Raw genomic sequence first — 14,472 nt, forward strand, 5'->3', positions numbered from 1 at the left:
AGATACGAAAAGGCAGCGCACGAGGCGCTGCCTTTGTTCATGCCATTATAGACCATTACTTCTAGAATAAAAGAAAAGATATTGCTGCATAACCCCGTTATAGGGTTTGTATTTACCAAATAAAAAGCCCTGAGGATACTGCGCATCAAGCACTTTGTTGATCCAAACATCCTTAGGAAATGCATCCAGCCTGTGATATCCAAAGAGAATCTCGCAGTTGGCAACCTTAACCCCAACACCATATAGCGCCAGGAGCTTCTGCATAAGAGCATCATCATCTATCTCTTTCCAGCTCTCGAGATCTACTGCTCCGCTTACTACATCAAGTGTAGCCTGATGTACATATTTATCTCTGTAGCCAAGACTACATCCTGATAGTTGCGCAACAGTCAGCTTGGATAGTTCCTCTGGTGTTGGAAAAGAATATACATCATTTCCTTCTGCATCTACAGCGATCTTGTGTCCCGCAAGTGCACATATCTTCTCAATTGAGGCTTTGATGGCTGGAATGTTCTTTCTCTGAGATATGATAAAAGAGATAAGCATCTCCCATGGATCCTGCCTGAGAATCCTGATTCCCTGACCAAACTCAGAAGCTCTGTAGAGATATTCATCCTCTGATTCGTCGATCAAAGCTCTGATATCCCTATAGCTTGTATCCATATCAAAATACTGCTTCCAGAAGTTTTCGTATTCATCTTCACTGCAGCTAAGCTCATATTTGCCTTCGCCCAACTCTTTTATAAACAGATACTTATCTTCAGCTACTGCGCTATATCCATCAGCGCATTTATTGAATCTGAAGCACTGTCCGCTATCTGCAATTTTCTGAAGATCAAAATCATCTTTTATTTCAATTATCATTTTTACTTAGTCCTTGTTATACCGGCTATGTCAGCCATAATTACCTTAGCGAATACTTCTTATCTTCATCAGCCATTGCATCTACATAGCCTCTGTCCCAGAGCATAATGTTGAGCTTCTGGGCTAGTTCTACAGCTGGCTGAGTAAAATACTGATTGGTCATTACAACTCCGACCATTCTATCATAATAATCTCTGCCGGCATATATTTCCTGAACAGCCTTAACGCCGATAGGCTTATCGTAGCACTTACACTGAACAGCGTAGGTCACGCCATCTTTCTCAGCTAAGATATCTGCCCCGAAATCTCCGCTTCCCTTGGTAACCTCAACCTCCAGAAAGCCGTGAGCTTTCAATATGTCTGCGCAGTAATACTCGAAGTCATGACCTTCCATCTCATCCATTGGAAGTGGCTTCATTCGTATCTTTTTTACAATATGTACTATCAGAACAGCTACCAGTACAATAGCAGCACCGATCAAACATGCAATTATATGTTCTTTATTCATGATTCTTACACCAAACTCATTTATCAAAAATATTACCAGCCCTGCTCAGCAACTTCCTTTTCTATCTCAATAACATTCCTGTCCCAGGACTCATAGGCTGGATCTCCCCTGTGGTCTGGAATATCGAATCTATACTTGAGTCCCGCTCCCAGATAATCTGTATACTTGCAGCTACCTGTATAGTTCAGATGTGAGAAATCAAAGTAGTCCTTACTAAAGTCAAGTCCCAGCGTCTCATACCAGGCATTGCCATCCTCAAACATTATTCCTCGCTGCGCACAGAGGTTTTCCACATACTGAAATCTCTGGTCTGCGTAGTACTCTTTTATATAGGGAGTCACGATAAAAAACATCTGAATTCCCTTTTCATTACAATAATCAATTATCTTATCAAGATATTCTTGAGACTTTGCAGTGAGAGGTTCCTCATCCTCTGCATCAAACTCAGGTTTCTCCCACTCCGCAATCTTAAAATATGGGGTGTATCCCTTAAAGGAGCTCTTATCCTCATCACTCTCAAACAGATAATCCCAATCCGCCTGCTCAAGTTCCTGATAGCGTGCATGATAGCTCACAAGGGCAGGGAAGAAATCTTTGATTCTGTCAGGCTCAACGCTAGCCTTCAGCATTCTGAGCTTATTAAGAGAAAACTTCATACCATAGAAATTATCCGCTATGTACTTATACTGATAATCATCGTAGAACATGGCTGGCGCATAGAAATCCAGCACAACCACCTTGGGGCTCTGATACTTACACAGCTCCTGCAGATAATAATAGGTCATCCAAAGTGGCTGCTCCGCCGCGCTGTAATCATAAGCTGCAATACCATATTTCTCCCACAAAAGAGCTGTATTGATATTTACATGCATATGGCTGGAGCCAAGAAATGCTACATCTATCGTATTCTCTGGCTGCGCATAAAGACACCTTGCCTGCTTGATTCCATGGGCAGTCTTAAAACTAAGAAGCCTGTCCACAAAACTCAGCGACAAAACAAGTGCCAATATAAGTGCTATGAACTTAAAAAAGCCAAAAACTTTTTTCATATATATTAAAACTCCATATATATCAGCCTTGTGCTGATGTCTGGTCCATAAATTCCAAATATAACAATTAGCATTATGAGCAGATAAAATGCTATATATCTCTTACCCTGCGTGGTAGAAGCGATCATTTCAGGAATATTCGACTTGTTATGATATGCAAGCCTATCAAGGATCGCTATCACTACAATCGATACAATGATCACAACTAATTCTGTCATGACAAGATTCATGTTTTCCATATTTTCGGCAAAAGAAATATATCCTGCAAAGCGTGTGAACATACACTTCACGTAAGTTATTCCTGAAGAAAGTGATGATGCCCTAAAGAATATCCAGGCAAAAGAAGCCTCGATAAATGTGATGATATTCCCTACAATTCCAGTTCTGATGACCTTAAAGCCCTTATCTCTGCAGATGCTGTCAATTGCTGAAAATACTCCGTGTAAAAGTCCCCAAATTATAAAGTTCTTACCTGCACCATGCCACATACCACAGATCAAGAAGACGATCATGGTGTTGATAATCTTGCGCGCTGGACCTTTTCTATTTCCACCAAGTGGAATATAAACATAGTCCCTAAGCCAGGAAGACAGTGACATGTGCCAGCGTCTCCAGAACTCAGTAATGTTCTGGCTACAATATGGCATATCAAAGTTTGTTACAAGATCAATTCCAAATGCCTTGGATACGCCAATCGCAAAGTATGAATAACCTGCAAAATCGCAGTAAATCTGAATCGTGTAAAAGAGTGCTCCAACAAGCAGCCAGTTGCTACCTAGAAGCTGTGCTCCGTCAAAGAGCTTATCAACATATATTCCAAGGCGGTCTGCAATAGCCACCTTCATAAACGCTCCGTATAGAGTGTAGTACAATACTCTCTTCCATCTTTCTTTTTCAAGGAGTCGAACTCTTCCAAGTTCTCTCACCTGAGTTGAGAAACCATCCCATCTCTCGATAGGTCCACTTACAAACTTAGGGAACCAGGCAAGATATAGAACTACATCTGCGATATTAGCTGATGCCTCTATGTTTTTTCTTTTCACATCAACCATGTAACTGATCGCCTGAAAAACATAGAAAGAATAGCCGATTGGCATGAGGATCTTAGTAAGAAATGCATCCTCGCTTGCCGCATCAGAAAAGTATGCTGGAACATACTTAAAGATTAGTAAACTTAGAATAAACATAGAAACTGCAACGGACATAATGCCCGCTGCAGCTTTTTCATTTTTCTTTTGCCAGATAGACACGAGCTGTCCTGCTGCCCATGTGAGCACAGAAACAAGAAGCACTGCTATTCCGGCAAGCCTATTAAGGGAGTAAATGTAGAGAATACTTGCTACCATTAACAAGTATTTTCTGCTATTCCCCCTAAGTATATAAAACAGTATGCAGATGACCGCTGCATAGATTAGCGATGAAACGCCAATTGTCATAGTTTAAGATCTCCGTCTTTAACCCAACCAAGCTTTCTAACTCCAGCGTGGATGATAGGTGCAATAACTGCTGGAAGAACAAATGAAATCATTACAAGTCCGATCCAGTCAAATGCTGTGATTCCAGCCTTAGCTCCATTTGCTACGTCGTTAACCCAACCAGTGTAAACACCGATCTGACCTACAAGACCGCAAGTACCCATACCTGAAGATACAGGTGCGCCGTTCATTCTAAGTCCAAAGAGGCATGTAGCGATAGGTCCTGTGATTGCTGATGTTACGATAGGTGCGATCCATACTCTTGGATTTCTAACGATGTTACCCATCTGAAGCATTGATGTACCGATTCCCTGTGATACAAGTCCGCCCCACTTATTCTCTTTGAAAGAGATAACAGCAAAACCTACCATCTGAGCACAGCAGCCTGCTACAGCAGCTCCGCCTGCAAGTCCTGTGAGCTGAAGTGCTGCACAGATAGCTGCAGATGAAATAGGAAGTGTAAGAGCAACACCAACGAGAACTGATACAAGAATTCCCATAAGGAATGGCTGAAGCTCAGTTGCCCACATGATGATATTACCAACCCACATAGCTGCACGTCCAAGTGGAGGTGCGATGAGCCATGAGAAGAATACGCCCACTGCGATAGTTACAAGTGGAGTTACAAGGATATCTACCTTGGTTTCCTTGGATACTGCCTTACCAAACTCAGCAGCAAGGATAGCTACAAAAAGAACTGCCAGAGGACCGCCTGCTCCGCCAAGTGCGTTAGCTGCAAATCCAACTGTGATCATTGAAAATAAAACAAGTGGTGGACACTTAAGTGCATAGCCAATAGCTACTGCCATAGCTGGTCCACTCATTGCTGTTGCAAGACCGCCGACAGTATACTCAACACCTGCGATTGTTGCCACTGTCTGCATGAGAAGCGGAATCTGGAACTGTGTACCAATTGTGTTAATGATGGTACCGATCAGCAGTGAACAGAAAAGTCCCTGCGCCATTGCCCCCAGTGCATCGATTCCGTACCTGCGAAGAGATATCTCAATATCCTTTCGCTTTAGAAAACTTTTAACTTTTTCCATACTTCTCCCTCTTTCTTACGGCTATTAGTATCCCCATTTATGCCGACTTTAGCTAATAGCCTACCACAAACGCCGCTAAAATGCGAACATTTTTATTCGCATTTTCTGAAAATCAGCGTTTTACCAGTTGGCAGACAGTTTCTACATGGACAGTATGGCTAAACATATCGCATGGACGGACAGCCTTAAGTTCATAGCCGCCATCTACAAGAATTCTGAGGTCTCTTGCAAGTGTGGCACTGTCACAGCTGACATATACGATACGTTCTGGTGACATCTTGAGCATGGTCTCCAGGCATGCGCTGTCACAGCCCTTACGAGGTGGATCTACTACGATAACATCAGGGTGAAGAGCGCTGTTATCAGCTCCGGCCTTCTCTGATTCTCTCTTATAGAATTCAGGAAGCACTTCCTCTGCCTTGCCACAGTAGAACTCTGCGTTATCAAGGTTATTTCTCTTGGCATTCTTCTTGGCATCTTCGATGGCATCTGGAATAATCTCAACACCATGTACCTTGCCAGCAGTTCTAGCCATAGAAAGAGTTATGGTTCCTATACCACAGTACAGATCCCACACTGTCTCTTTTCCTGTGAGCTGCGCATACTCGATGGCCTGACCATAGAGCTTCTCGCATTGAACAGGATTAACCTGATAAAAAGAAAGAGGTGATATATCAAATTCGAGACCGCAGAGGGTGTCAGAGATAGTATCTTTTCCCCAGATAGTATGAATCTCTGTTCCCATAATGACGTTGGTCTTGTCCGTGTTGATGCTGACTGAAATGCTGGTCATACCGTCTATCTTAGAAAGCGCCTGAGTTAACTTGCCCTGTTCCTTAATGAATTCGATGCCGGTGCCTTTCTTACCCCTATAATTGAGCACCAGGCATACCATTATCTGCCCACTAGTAAAGCCCTTCCTGATAAGGACGTGTCTCACAAGCCCCTTACCAGATACTTCATCGTAGGGCTCAACCTTATTCTTCTCCATGTGAGAAATGATAATATCAAGAATGTCTTTATTCTCAGAGGTTCCGATAAGGCAGTCAGTAACAGGAATAATGCTGTGGGTTCTGCCTGCGTAGAAACCAGCTACTATCTTGCCATTTTTATCTTTTCCAATTGGGAACTGGGCTTTATTCCTGTATCTCCAAGGCTCGTCCATTCCGATAATCGGCTCCATAACTGAATCCACAAAGTTCTCATCAAAGCCGCCAAGTCTTACGATATTGTTTCTGACCTTGTTCTGCTTGAAGGCAAGCTGTTTCTCGTAGGTCATGTTCTGAATCTGGCAGCCACCACACTGTCTGGCGATAGGGCACTTTGGCTCAGTCCTAAACTCAGAAGGATCAATCACCTTTTCAAGATGAGCATAGGCATAGTTTTTCTTGGCCTTCATGATCTTGACGCTTACAGTGTCGCCAATTACCGCATCTTTAATAAAGAGGGTATAGCCGTCTATCTTGCCTATGCCCTCCCCGTCAGTTCCTATGTCTGTAATTTCCACAGTCAGAAGATCGCCCTTTTCGAAACGAGCATCTTCCTGGTTCTTTTTATTAGCCATTTTTTACTCCTCACCCTTCCAGTGAAGTCTGTGAAGCTCTCCCTGCTGCTCAAGTCCCGCAAACTCGTTCTGTCTAAGTGCCTCATAAAGTACAATTGCAACTGAATTAGATAAATTCAGAGATCTGATATCGCTTCCCATAGGGATACGAATACAATTCTCTTCGTTCTCAACAAGGATTTCTTCTGGAATTCCAGCGCTTTCCTTGCCAAACATAATGAAATCATCCATTCCAAACTGCACATCTGTGTAGCATTTCTTGGCCTTGGTAGTAGCCATCCAAACCTTGGCATCTGGGTGCTTCTCTTTAAAATCCTGATAGTCTATGTACCTGGTAACATCCAGGTGCTGCCAGTAATCCATTCCTGCTCTTCTAAGGTCTTTTTCACCAAGTCTGAAGCCAAGTGGCTCAATAAGGTGAAGACTTGTCCCTGTAGCAACGCAGGTTCTACCGATATTTCCTGTGTTCTGTGGAATTTCTGGCTGATGTAAAACTATATGCATAACTTTTTAACTTATAACTCCAATTCTAATAACTATTACTCGTCCACTTCATCCATTGCCTTAGCCTTGGCCAAAGAGAAAATGAATTCTGTTCCTACTCCGGCAGTACTGATGACATTGATGTTTTCTTCGTGGGCTTTGATTATTTCTTTTACAATGGCAAGGCCAAGGCCTGTGCCCTTCTTATCCTTACCTCTTGATGCGTCAGATTTGTAGAATCTGTCGAAGATAAGCTTCTGGTCTTCCTTGGGAATACCGATTCCACTGTCCTTGACCGATACAAAGACTTTGCTGTGTTTCTCGGTAGTCTCGATCTTGACGCTTGAATCCTTGTGGCTGAACTTGATGGCATTATCCACAAGGTTGTACAGAACCTGCTGAATCTTACTCATATCGGCATTGACCAGCATCTTCTCATCTGTGAGGACAAGCTCTATAGCAATCTTCTTGTCGATACAGGTTCCGCCAAAAGACTCTGCTACATTCCTGATAACCTGATTGATATCAAAGTCAGTCCTGTCAAGAAGCATTCCTCTGGTATTGAGGTTGTTAAGTGTCAAAAGCTCGTTGGTGAGCTTGGTAAGTCTGTCCGTTTCGTTGATAACAATTCCAAGATACTTGCCATGCAGCTCCTCCGGAATTGTTCCATCCTGCATCGCTACCAGATAACCTCTGATAGAAGTAAGAGGAGATCTGAAATCGTGAGATACGTTGGCAATGAACTTCTTCTGGTCATCCTCCTGACGGGCGATCTCACCTGCCATGTAGGCAAGAGATGCAGCAAGATAACCCATTTCATCCTCTGATTCTACCGAGAATTCATAGCTCATATTTCCGGCTGCATACTGCTCTGTTGCCTTGGTGATCTTCCTAAGTGGCATATACACAAGCTCTGTAAAGAAAATCAGAATGATCAGAGACAGCAGGAACAACAATATCAGCATAAGGTAAGAGATATTCAAAAACTCATTGGCTGTATTCTGAATAGCTGCTATAGGCGTATGAATCACAACATAAGCCTGCACCTTAAAGTTCGCTGTTATAGGCGCAAACACGCTCAGAACATCTTCATGAAAGCTTCCCCAAAAATTGCCGGTAGTATAGTAAGAACTACCAAGGACCGTGGGATCAAAACCGTTTATCACAATTTCTTTTCCCTGATCGATTACTCTGGAAGAATCAAGAACCAGTCGACCTGATGGGTTGATGATCCAGATAGTGGCATTATCCATGTACTTGGAAAGGGCTACCATCTGTGTGTGAACCGCATCAAGAGAAGTTTCACTGTTATAAAGGTCCGCTGCATATGTATTGGCAATCTGCGTCGCAACCTGGTACATGCTGTCGGTCTTGTCACGTCGTAGTCTTTCGTAGGTCATGCTATAAACGAAGGTAGCTACCACTACAAATCCGAAGATGGCAAACAAGAGATACGCCAATAAGAATTTTAAATAAAGAGTTCTCTTCATTTACTGTTGTACCTCAAATTTGTATCCTATTCCCCAAATTGTAGCAAGGCGCCACTTCTCGTGGTCAGAGAGCTTCTCACGAAGTCTCTTGATGTGAACGTCGACTGTTCTGGTGTCGCCAATATATTCGTAGCCCCAGATCTGGTCAAGGAGCTGTTCTCTTGTAAATACATGGTTTGGTGAAGCTGCCAGGAAATAAAGAAGCTCAAGCTCCTTGGGTGGCATATCCACGCGCTCTCCCATGTATGTTACAGAGTAGTTTGTCATATTGATCTCAAGATCAGGATATCTTACAACCTTGTCATCTGATTCCTGAACTTCCTGTACCTGTGGCTTGTAACGGCGAAGCACTGCCTTAACTCTTGCCACAAGCTCTTTGGAATCAAAAGGCTTCTCCATGTAGTCATCTGCACCCATCTCAAGGCCCAGCACCTTATCAAATACTTCACCCTTAGCGGAGAGCATGATGATAGGCACCTGAGATTTGGTCCTTATCTCTCTGCAGACCTGATATCCGTCGATACCCGGGAGCATTAGGTCCAAAAGAACCAGATTAGGCTCAAAGGTATCAAAGGTGTTGATAGCTGATTCGCCATCGTTGCAGATTCTTGTCTCAAAGCACTCTTTTACCAGATACAAAGAGACAAGCTCTGCGATGTTGTTATCGTCATCGACGATTAAGATTTTCTGTTTAGCTGCCATTTTCCCCTCACTTACTTCATAAATGTAACTATTGTAACTCCGGCATCTCCCTCGCCGAATTCCCCAAGCTTAAATGATTTAACATAAGGTACTGACTTAAGGTAATTGTGAACTGCCTGCCTCAGGATACCTGCGCCCTTACCGTGAACAACGCGAACATTGTTAAGGTGTGACATGTATGCATCATCAAGATATTTATCCAGCGCTGAAATCGCATCATCACTGTTCTTGCCAATGAGATTGATCTCAGTTTTAATGCTGGCTGCTCTGGACAGATCCATCTTGCCAGAGCTTGTATTTCTGCCATAAAACTTCTTCATGGCAGCCTTACCATCTTCGTCCTGAACCAGAACAAGGTCCCTGATGTTGGCCTTGGTGCGCATGATTCCGCACTGTACGTAGAGATTTCCGTCCTTGTCAGGCTTGGAAGAAATAGTTCCCTTAAGTCCCATAGATACGATCTTGACTGACTCTCCGAGCTTAAGCTGAGATTCCTTGAGAACTGGATGTGTAGGATTAGCAGATTCCTTTTTAGCGGAAATAGCCTTGTTCTTGGCAGAAATCTTCTGACCTACGTTAGTTCTGGCTCTCTCAAGATCCTGAATAGTAGCGTTAGGGCCAACCTTTCTAAAGGTTCTGATGGTCTCATCCGCCAGATCCTTGGCCTCCTGAAGAATGTCTCTTGCCTGCTCGTTGGCTTCTCTGAGGATTTCCTCCTTCTGCCTGTCGAGCTTGTCAGTCTTGGACTCGAGCTGAGCCTTAAGCTCTTCTACCTCGCGCTTGTACTCTGCAATCTCAAGTCTCTCGTTTTCTATGATCTTACGGCTCTTCTCAAGATCAGCGAGAAGATCCTCGAACTTTTTATCCTCTGTTCCAATCTGCTCCTTGGCTGCATTGATTATCTCATCAGAAAGTCCCAGCTTGGAAGAGATCGCAAAGGCATTACTCTTACCAGGAATACCGATAAGAAGCCTATATGTTGGGCGAAGTGACTCAACATCAAATTCGCAGCTGGCATTCTGAATACCAGGAGTGTTCAGGGCATAAACCTTGAGCTCACTGTAATGAGTTGTAGCCAGTGTCCTGATCTTCCTCTCATGGAGGTTATTGAGAATTGATATAGCAAGAGCCGCACCCTCTGTAGGATCCGTTCCTGCACCAAGCTCATCGAAAAGACAAAGCGAATTAGCATCAGCATTCTCAAGAATAGAAACAGTATTGGTCATGTGTGATGAGAAAGTAGACAGTGACTGCTCAATACTCTGCTCATCTCCGATATCTGCATAAACTTCCTCAAATACAGAAAGCTCTGACCTGTCGCCTGCTGGAATCGCAAGGCCCGCCTGTCCCATAAGTGTTAAAAGACCTACTGTCTTGAGTGTTACTGTTTTACCACCTGTGTTAGGTCCAGTGATAATCAGCATATCAAAATCCTTACCCGCATAAACATCAATAGGAACCACCTTGTTCTTATCGATAAGAGGATGTCTTCCCTTCTTGATGTCAAAAGAGTGATTGTCATTAAATATAGGTGTGATGGCATTGATCTCAAGTGCATATGAAGCCTTGGCAAATACAAAGTCCAGATCTGTCATGATGTCTGCGTTGTATTTGATTGCCTCTACATGTTCGCCAACCTGAAGGCTGAGTTCTAAGAGAATCTTCTCAATCTCTGCATTTTCCTGAAGAACCAGCTCTTTAATCTTGTTGTTGAGCTCTACTACTGCAGCAGGCTCGATGAAAAGAGTTGATCCGGAGGATGACTGGTCGTGAACAATACCGTTTATCTGTGACTTGTACTCAGCTCTTACTGGTACGCAGTACCTGTCATCACGCATGGTTACAACAGAGTCCTGCAGATAAGTACGCATGGAACCATTAATGAGCTTGTTGAGCTGCTCATGTATTCTGTCGTTAGTCAGCATGATGCCACGTCTGATATGCTTAAGCGCAGGGCTGGCATCGGAGCTGACCTCTTCCTCAGAAACGATGCATCTCCTGATCTCTACAGATACAGGGGTAAGTGGCTCCAACATGCTAAAAGACTCTGTGAGTGAGTCAGGAGCCTCGTCATCCCTCTGAGTTCTGCCATAGTTCTTGACCCTTGCTACGTTCTCAAGAAATGCTGCAAGCCTAAGGAGCGCTGCCATATCAAGTGCGCTTCCAATCTTAAGAGCCTTGAGAGAACCGGTAAAATCTCTGTTATCGCCAAAAGAAATAGAGCCTTTTTTGAAGATTCTTGCTATAGCATCTGATGTCTTGGTCTGGTTAAGTCTGATTTCTTTTATATCTGCAGATGGCACAAGTTCACGGCACATCTTGCGTCCAGGCTCTGATGTGGCGTGTTCTGTGAGCCTGTCTATGATCTTATCGTACTCAAGTACGCGTAATGCTTTTGTATTCATTGCTTATAAAACCTCATTTTCATATAACTACCCAAAGTACAGTTTAACATCTATATCACCGCATGACTAGTGGAATTCTATGAGGAAAGCGGCTATAATTATAAAGATATTATGTCAATGTAAACTTGGGGGAATACATATGCCACTTAATCAGGACGACAATCAGAAAGACCATCTTGCCAATACTGCCTTTATCAGTGAGAAGATCAAACAGCGTCCAATTAACCGTAAGAAACTCATAAGGAGAACTCTTATCACCATTTCTCTTGCTGTTATCTTCGGCGGAGTGGCATGCTTCACCTTCCTTTTTCTGCAGCCTGTTTTCAGTGATACTCTTTATCCGGAAAAAGAGCCTGAGGCGGTTTCTTTTCCCGCAGAATCAGCCAGCGATGAGCTGATTCCTAAGGAAATGTACGCTGATGACAACGAGATTGCAGCGACTGAGATTCAGAATCTTGAAGCCACTCAGAAGGATCAGATCGATCAGGCTATTGCCTCCTACACCTTTGGTTCCAGCGACTATGGCAACATGATGTCATCTCTCAAGGCCGTAGCTACAGAGGGAAATCGCAGTATTGTCAAGATCACTGCCATTTCCAACGATACCAACTGGTTCAGCCCATCCTTTGAGAGTAGTGGTACTGCTTCTGGCCTCATCGTTGCAGATAACGGCAGTAACCTTCTGGTTCTGACATTTTATGATGAGCTCAAGGACGCAGAAACTATAGGTATTACTTTCTGTGACAACACCAAGTCAGAAGCATCCATCAATCTTGTGGATACCATCACAGATCTTTGTATATTGTCTATCAGAAAGTCCACTCTTTCTTCAGATACCAGAGATAAGATACGCGTAGCAGCACTTGGAAGCTCCAATTCCAACAGCATCGCTGGTCTTCCTGTAATCGCCATCGGTAGTCCCGTAGGTGTTCAGGGTTCCATTGCTTATGGAATTGTAACCAGTGAAAAATCAACTCTTGATCTTCCAGACAGTACATACAAGCTTATTACAACAGACATCTTCGGCAGCAAGTCCGGAAGTGGCGTAATCATCAACTTAAGCGGACAGGTTGTTGGCATCATAGACATGGATAAAGAGCCTGGTGATCTTACTAATAGCATCTGTGCCATAGGTATTACAGAGCTCAAAGCTCTCTTAGAGGATTTGTCCAACAATCACCCAAGAGCTTATCTGGGAGTTCACGGAACTACGGTTCCTCAGGAGATACAGACACTTCAGGGAGTTCCCTCCGGCGCATATATTACTATGACTGAGCTGAGTTCTCCTGCCATGAAAGCTGGAATACAGAGCGGCGATATTATTACTGCAATCGGGGATATGGATATCACAAGTTACGAACAGCTGACAAATAAACTTGCCCAGCTGAGCCCTGATGATGTAATATCAATAACTGTAATGCGACAGGCTGTTTCAGATTATATAGAAATGGATCTGGAAGCTACGCTTACTGAATCAACACACAATTGATACAAGATATGTATTTAGAAATGAGGATTTTTTAATGAAGTTTATCAAGGATTTGAAACCTGGCGACAGAGTGGCCGACATCTACATGTGCAAGCACAAATTAAGTGCCACTACCAAAAATGGTAAAGAGTATTATTCAGTTACTCTTCAGGACAAGACAGGTACAGTAGACGCCAAGGTTTGGGAACCTAACAGCGATGGTATCGATGAGTTTGATGATACTGATTGCATAGATGTATTCGGCGAAGTTACAAGCTTCAACGGTGCTCTTCAGGTCAACATCAAAAGAGCCAGAAAATGCCACGAGGGTGAGTACGATCCAGCACTTTACCTACCTGTAACTAGCAAAAATATTGATGAGATGTACAACGAGCTTCTTGGAATCATTAACAGTATCCAGAACCCTTATCTCAAGGCTCTTTTAGAGGAGTTCTTTGTAAAAGATACCAAGTTCATTGAACTGTTCCGTAAATCCAGTGCTGCCAAGACTGTTCACCACGGCTTTATCGGAGGACTTTTGGAGCACACACTTAGTGTTACCAAGCTGTGCAATTACTTCTGCACTTCTTATCCAAGACTTAATCGTGATCTTCTGCTCACAGCAGCTATCTGCCACGATATAGGTAAGACCAAAGAGCTTAGTCTTTTCCCTATAAATGATTACACTGACGAGGGACAGTTCCTCGGACATATCGTTATGGGATCAGAAATGATAAGTGATAAGGCAAGAAATATTCCAGGCTTCCCTGAGCTTCTCAAGCATGAGCTCCAGCACTGCATTCTTGCTCATCACGGTGAATTCGAATATGGATCACCTAAAAAGCCAGCTATCATGGAAGCTGTAGCGCTTAATCTTGCAGATAATACAGATGCCAAGATGGAGACCTTTACAGAGCTTCTTGCCAATGCACTTGAGCCAGGCTGGCAGGGCTACAATAAGTTCTTTGAATCCAATGTTTTCGAAACAAGGGTTGATTAATAAGGACGCATATAAAAAAAATCGTAAGAATAAGTGTGCACGTCCAATCCTCCGATGATTGTTCCAATCAAATCGGATTGGTCGCACACACCAAGTCTTACGATTTATTTTTATATGCTGTTCTATGAATTAGCCGTTGATTAAATACATTGGTTTCTTCATAGTCTCTTTTTATAACCGCTGTAATATGGGCTCTGCATATTTGACTCGAAGCTTCGTTCTTTAGAATTTTGATACGAATCTCTCGAATCTCTCCATGGCTGCCTTGAGGTTGTCGAGTGAGTAAGCGTAGGAAATACGAATGTATCCTTCACCGCAGTCTCCGAAAGCAGTACCTGGAACGACAGCAAGCTTTTCTTCTGTGAGGAGTCTTGTGCAGAACTCATCACTAGTCATGCCATACTTCTTGATACATGGG

13 protein-coding genes are annotated in these 14,472 nt (G+C 43.2%); 2 read left to right on the forward strand and 11 right to left on the reverse strand.

What is annotated here, in order from left to right:
- Positions 1 to 45: 45 nt before the first annotated feature.
- The 10 genes from IJI01_RS13615 to IJI01_RS13660 all read right to left on the reverse strand — a co-directional run bounded on the left by IJI01_RS13615 (position 46) and on the right by IJI01_RS13660 (position 11,586).
- On the reverse strand, positions 46 to 864 hold the full coding sequence (locus IJI01_RS13615; protein ID WP_292191515.1) for a DNA-3-methyladenine glycosylase family protein: 819 nt from the start codon (positions 862 to 864) through the stop codon (positions 46 to 48).
- Between the two features lie 40 nt (positions 865 to 904).
- Entirely contained in the window at positions 905 to 1,372 is a 468-nt protein-coding gene (locus IJI01_RS13620; RefSeq protein ID WP_292191516.1) for a restriction endonuclease, read from the reverse strand.
- Positions 1,373 to 1,404: 32 nt separating this feature from the next.
- On the reverse strand, positions 1,405 to 2,421 hold the full coding sequence (locus IJI01_RS13625) for a hypothetical protein (RefSeq protein ID WP_292191519.1): 1,017 nt from the start codon (positions 2,419 to 2,421) through the stop codon (positions 1,405 to 1,407).
- A 5-nt stretch (positions 2,422 to 2,426) separates the two neighbouring features.
- Positions 2,427 to 3,767, reverse strand: a complete 1,341-nt coding sequence (locus tag IJI01_RS13630; protein ID WP_292191522.1) for an MBOAT family O-acyltransferase — start codon at positions 3,765 to 3,767, stop codon at positions 2,427 to 2,429.
- 86 nt (positions 3,768 to 3,853) lie between these two features.
- Positions 3,854 to 4,942, reverse strand: a complete 1,089-nt coding sequence (locus tag IJI01_RS13635) for a PTS transporter subunit IIC (protein ID WP_292191525.1) — start codon at positions 4,940 to 4,942, stop codon at positions 3,854 to 3,856.
- A gap of 112 nt (positions 4,943 to 5,054) precedes the next feature.
- Positions 5,055 to 6,506: a 23S rRNA (uracil(1939)-C(5))-methyltransferase RlmD gene (gene rlmD, locus IJI01_RS13640; protein ID WP_292191528.1), complete on the reverse strand. Its 1,452-nt coding sequence runs from the start codon at positions 6,504 to 6,506 to the stop codon at positions 5,055 to 5,057.
- Positions 6,507 to 6,509: 3 nt separating this feature from the next.
- Positions 6,510 to 7,010: a tRNA (cytidine(34)-2'-O)-methyltransferase gene (locus IJI01_RS13645; RefSeq protein WP_292191530.1), complete on the reverse strand. Its 501-nt coding sequence runs from the start codon at positions 7,008 to 7,010 to the stop codon at positions 6,510 to 6,512.
- Positions 7,011 to 7,045: 35 nt separating this feature from the next.
- A complete protein-coding gene (locus tag IJI01_RS13650) occupies positions 7,046 to 8,479 on the reverse strand; it encodes a HAMP domain-containing sensor histidine kinase (RefSeq protein WP_292191534.1) in 1,434 nt (477 codons plus the stop codon).
- The gene (locus IJI01_RS13655; RefSeq protein ID WP_292191537.1) at positions 8,480 to 9,181 is read right to left on the reverse strand and encodes a response regulator transcription factor; all 702 of its coding nucleotides are present in this window, start codon (positions 9,179 to 9,181) and stop codon (positions 8,480 to 8,482) included.
- Positions 9,182 to 9,192: 11 nt separating this feature from the next.
- Positions 9,193 to 11,586, reverse strand: a complete 2,394-nt coding sequence (locus IJI01_RS13660) for an endonuclease MutS2 (RefSeq protein WP_292191540.1) — start codon at positions 11,584 to 11,586, stop codon at positions 9,193 to 9,195.
- A gap of 139 nt (positions 11,587 to 11,725) precedes the next feature.
- On the opposite strand from IJI01_RS13660, the gene IJI01_RS13665 reads away from it, so the two are divergent.
- Together IJI01_RS13665 and IJI01_RS13670 are read left to right on the forward strand one after the other, a co-directional pair.
- The gene (locus tag IJI01_RS13665; protein ID WP_292191542.1) at positions 11,726 to 13,075 is read left to right on the forward strand and encodes a S1C family serine protease; all 1,350 of its coding nucleotides are present in this window, start codon (positions 11,726 to 11,728) and stop codon (positions 13,073 to 13,075) included.
- A 34-nt stretch (positions 13,076 to 13,109) separates the two neighbouring features.
- Positions 13,110 to 14,054, forward strand: coding sequence for a 3'-5' exoribonuclease YhaM family protein (locus IJI01_RS13670; RefSeq protein WP_292191549.1), 945 nt, complete (start codon positions 13,110 to 13,112; stop codon positions 14,052 to 14,054).
- Positions 14,055 to 14,276: 222 nt separating this feature from the next.
- Here IJI01_RS13670 and IJI01_RS13675 read toward each other — a convergent pair.
- The coding region (locus IJI01_RS13675; protein ID WP_292191552.1) for an aminotransferase class I/II-fold pyridoxal phosphate-dependent enzyme at positions 14,277 to 14,472 on the reverse strand (196 nt) is incomplete at its 5' end.

Source organism: Butyrivibrio sp. (assembly GCF_017433805.1).
Taxonomy (GTDB): domain Bacteria; phylum Bacillota; class Clostridia; order Lachnospirales; family Lachnospiraceae; genus Butyrivibrio.

What these genes read in the sequence shown, in the direction of transcription:
- IJI01_RS13615 (WP_292191515.1), bottom strand. Translation starts at nt 864, where the DNA reads ATGATAATTGAAATAAAAGATGATTTTGATCTTCAGAAAATTGCAGAT.
- IJI01_RS13665 (WP_292191542.1), top strand. Translation starts at nt 11,726, where the DNA reads ATGCCACTTAATCAGGACGACAATCAGAAAGACCATCTTGCCAATACT.
- IJI01_RS13625 (WP_292191519.1), bottom strand. Translation starts at nt 2,421, where the DNA reads ATGAAAAAAGTTTTTGGCTTTTTTAAGTTCATAGCACTTATATTGGCA.
- IJI01_RS13620 (WP_292191516.1), bottom strand. Translation starts at nt 1,372, where the DNA reads ATGAATAAAGAACATATAATTGCATGTTTGATCGGTGCTGCTATTGTA.
- rlmD (WP_292191528.1), bottom strand. Translation starts at nt 6,506, where the DNA reads ATGGCTAATAAAAAGAACCAGGAAGATGCTCGTTTCGAAAAGGGCGAT.
- IJI01_RS13630 (WP_292191522.1), bottom strand. Translation starts at nt 3,767, where the DNA reads ATGGTAGCAAGTATTCTCTACATTTACTCCCTTAATAGGCTTGCCGGA.
- IJI01_RS13650 (WP_292191534.1), bottom strand. Translation starts at nt 8,479, where the DNA reads ATGAAGAGAACTCTTTATTTAAAATTCTTATTGGCGTATCTCTTGTTT.
- IJI01_RS13645 (WP_292191530.1), bottom strand. Translation starts at nt 7,010, where the DNA reads ATGCATATAGTTTTACATCAGCCAGAAATTCCACAGAACACAGGAAAT.
- IJI01_RS13655 (WP_292191537.1), bottom strand. Translation starts at nt 9,181, where the DNA reads ATGGCAGCTAAACAGAAAATCTTAATCGTCGATGACGATAACAACATC.
- IJI01_RS13670 (WP_292191549.1), top strand. Translation starts at nt 13,110, where the DNA reads ATGAAGTTTATCAAGGATTTGAAACCTGGCGACAGAGTGGCCGACATC.
- IJI01_RS13660 (WP_292191540.1), bottom strand. Translation starts at nt 11,586, where the DNA reads ATGAATACAAAAGCATTACGCGTACTTGAGTACGATAAGATCATAGAC.
- IJI01_RS13635 (WP_292191525.1), bottom strand. Translation starts at nt 4,942, where the DNA reads ATGGAAAAAGTTAAAAGTTTTCTAAAGCGAAAGGATATTGAGATATCT.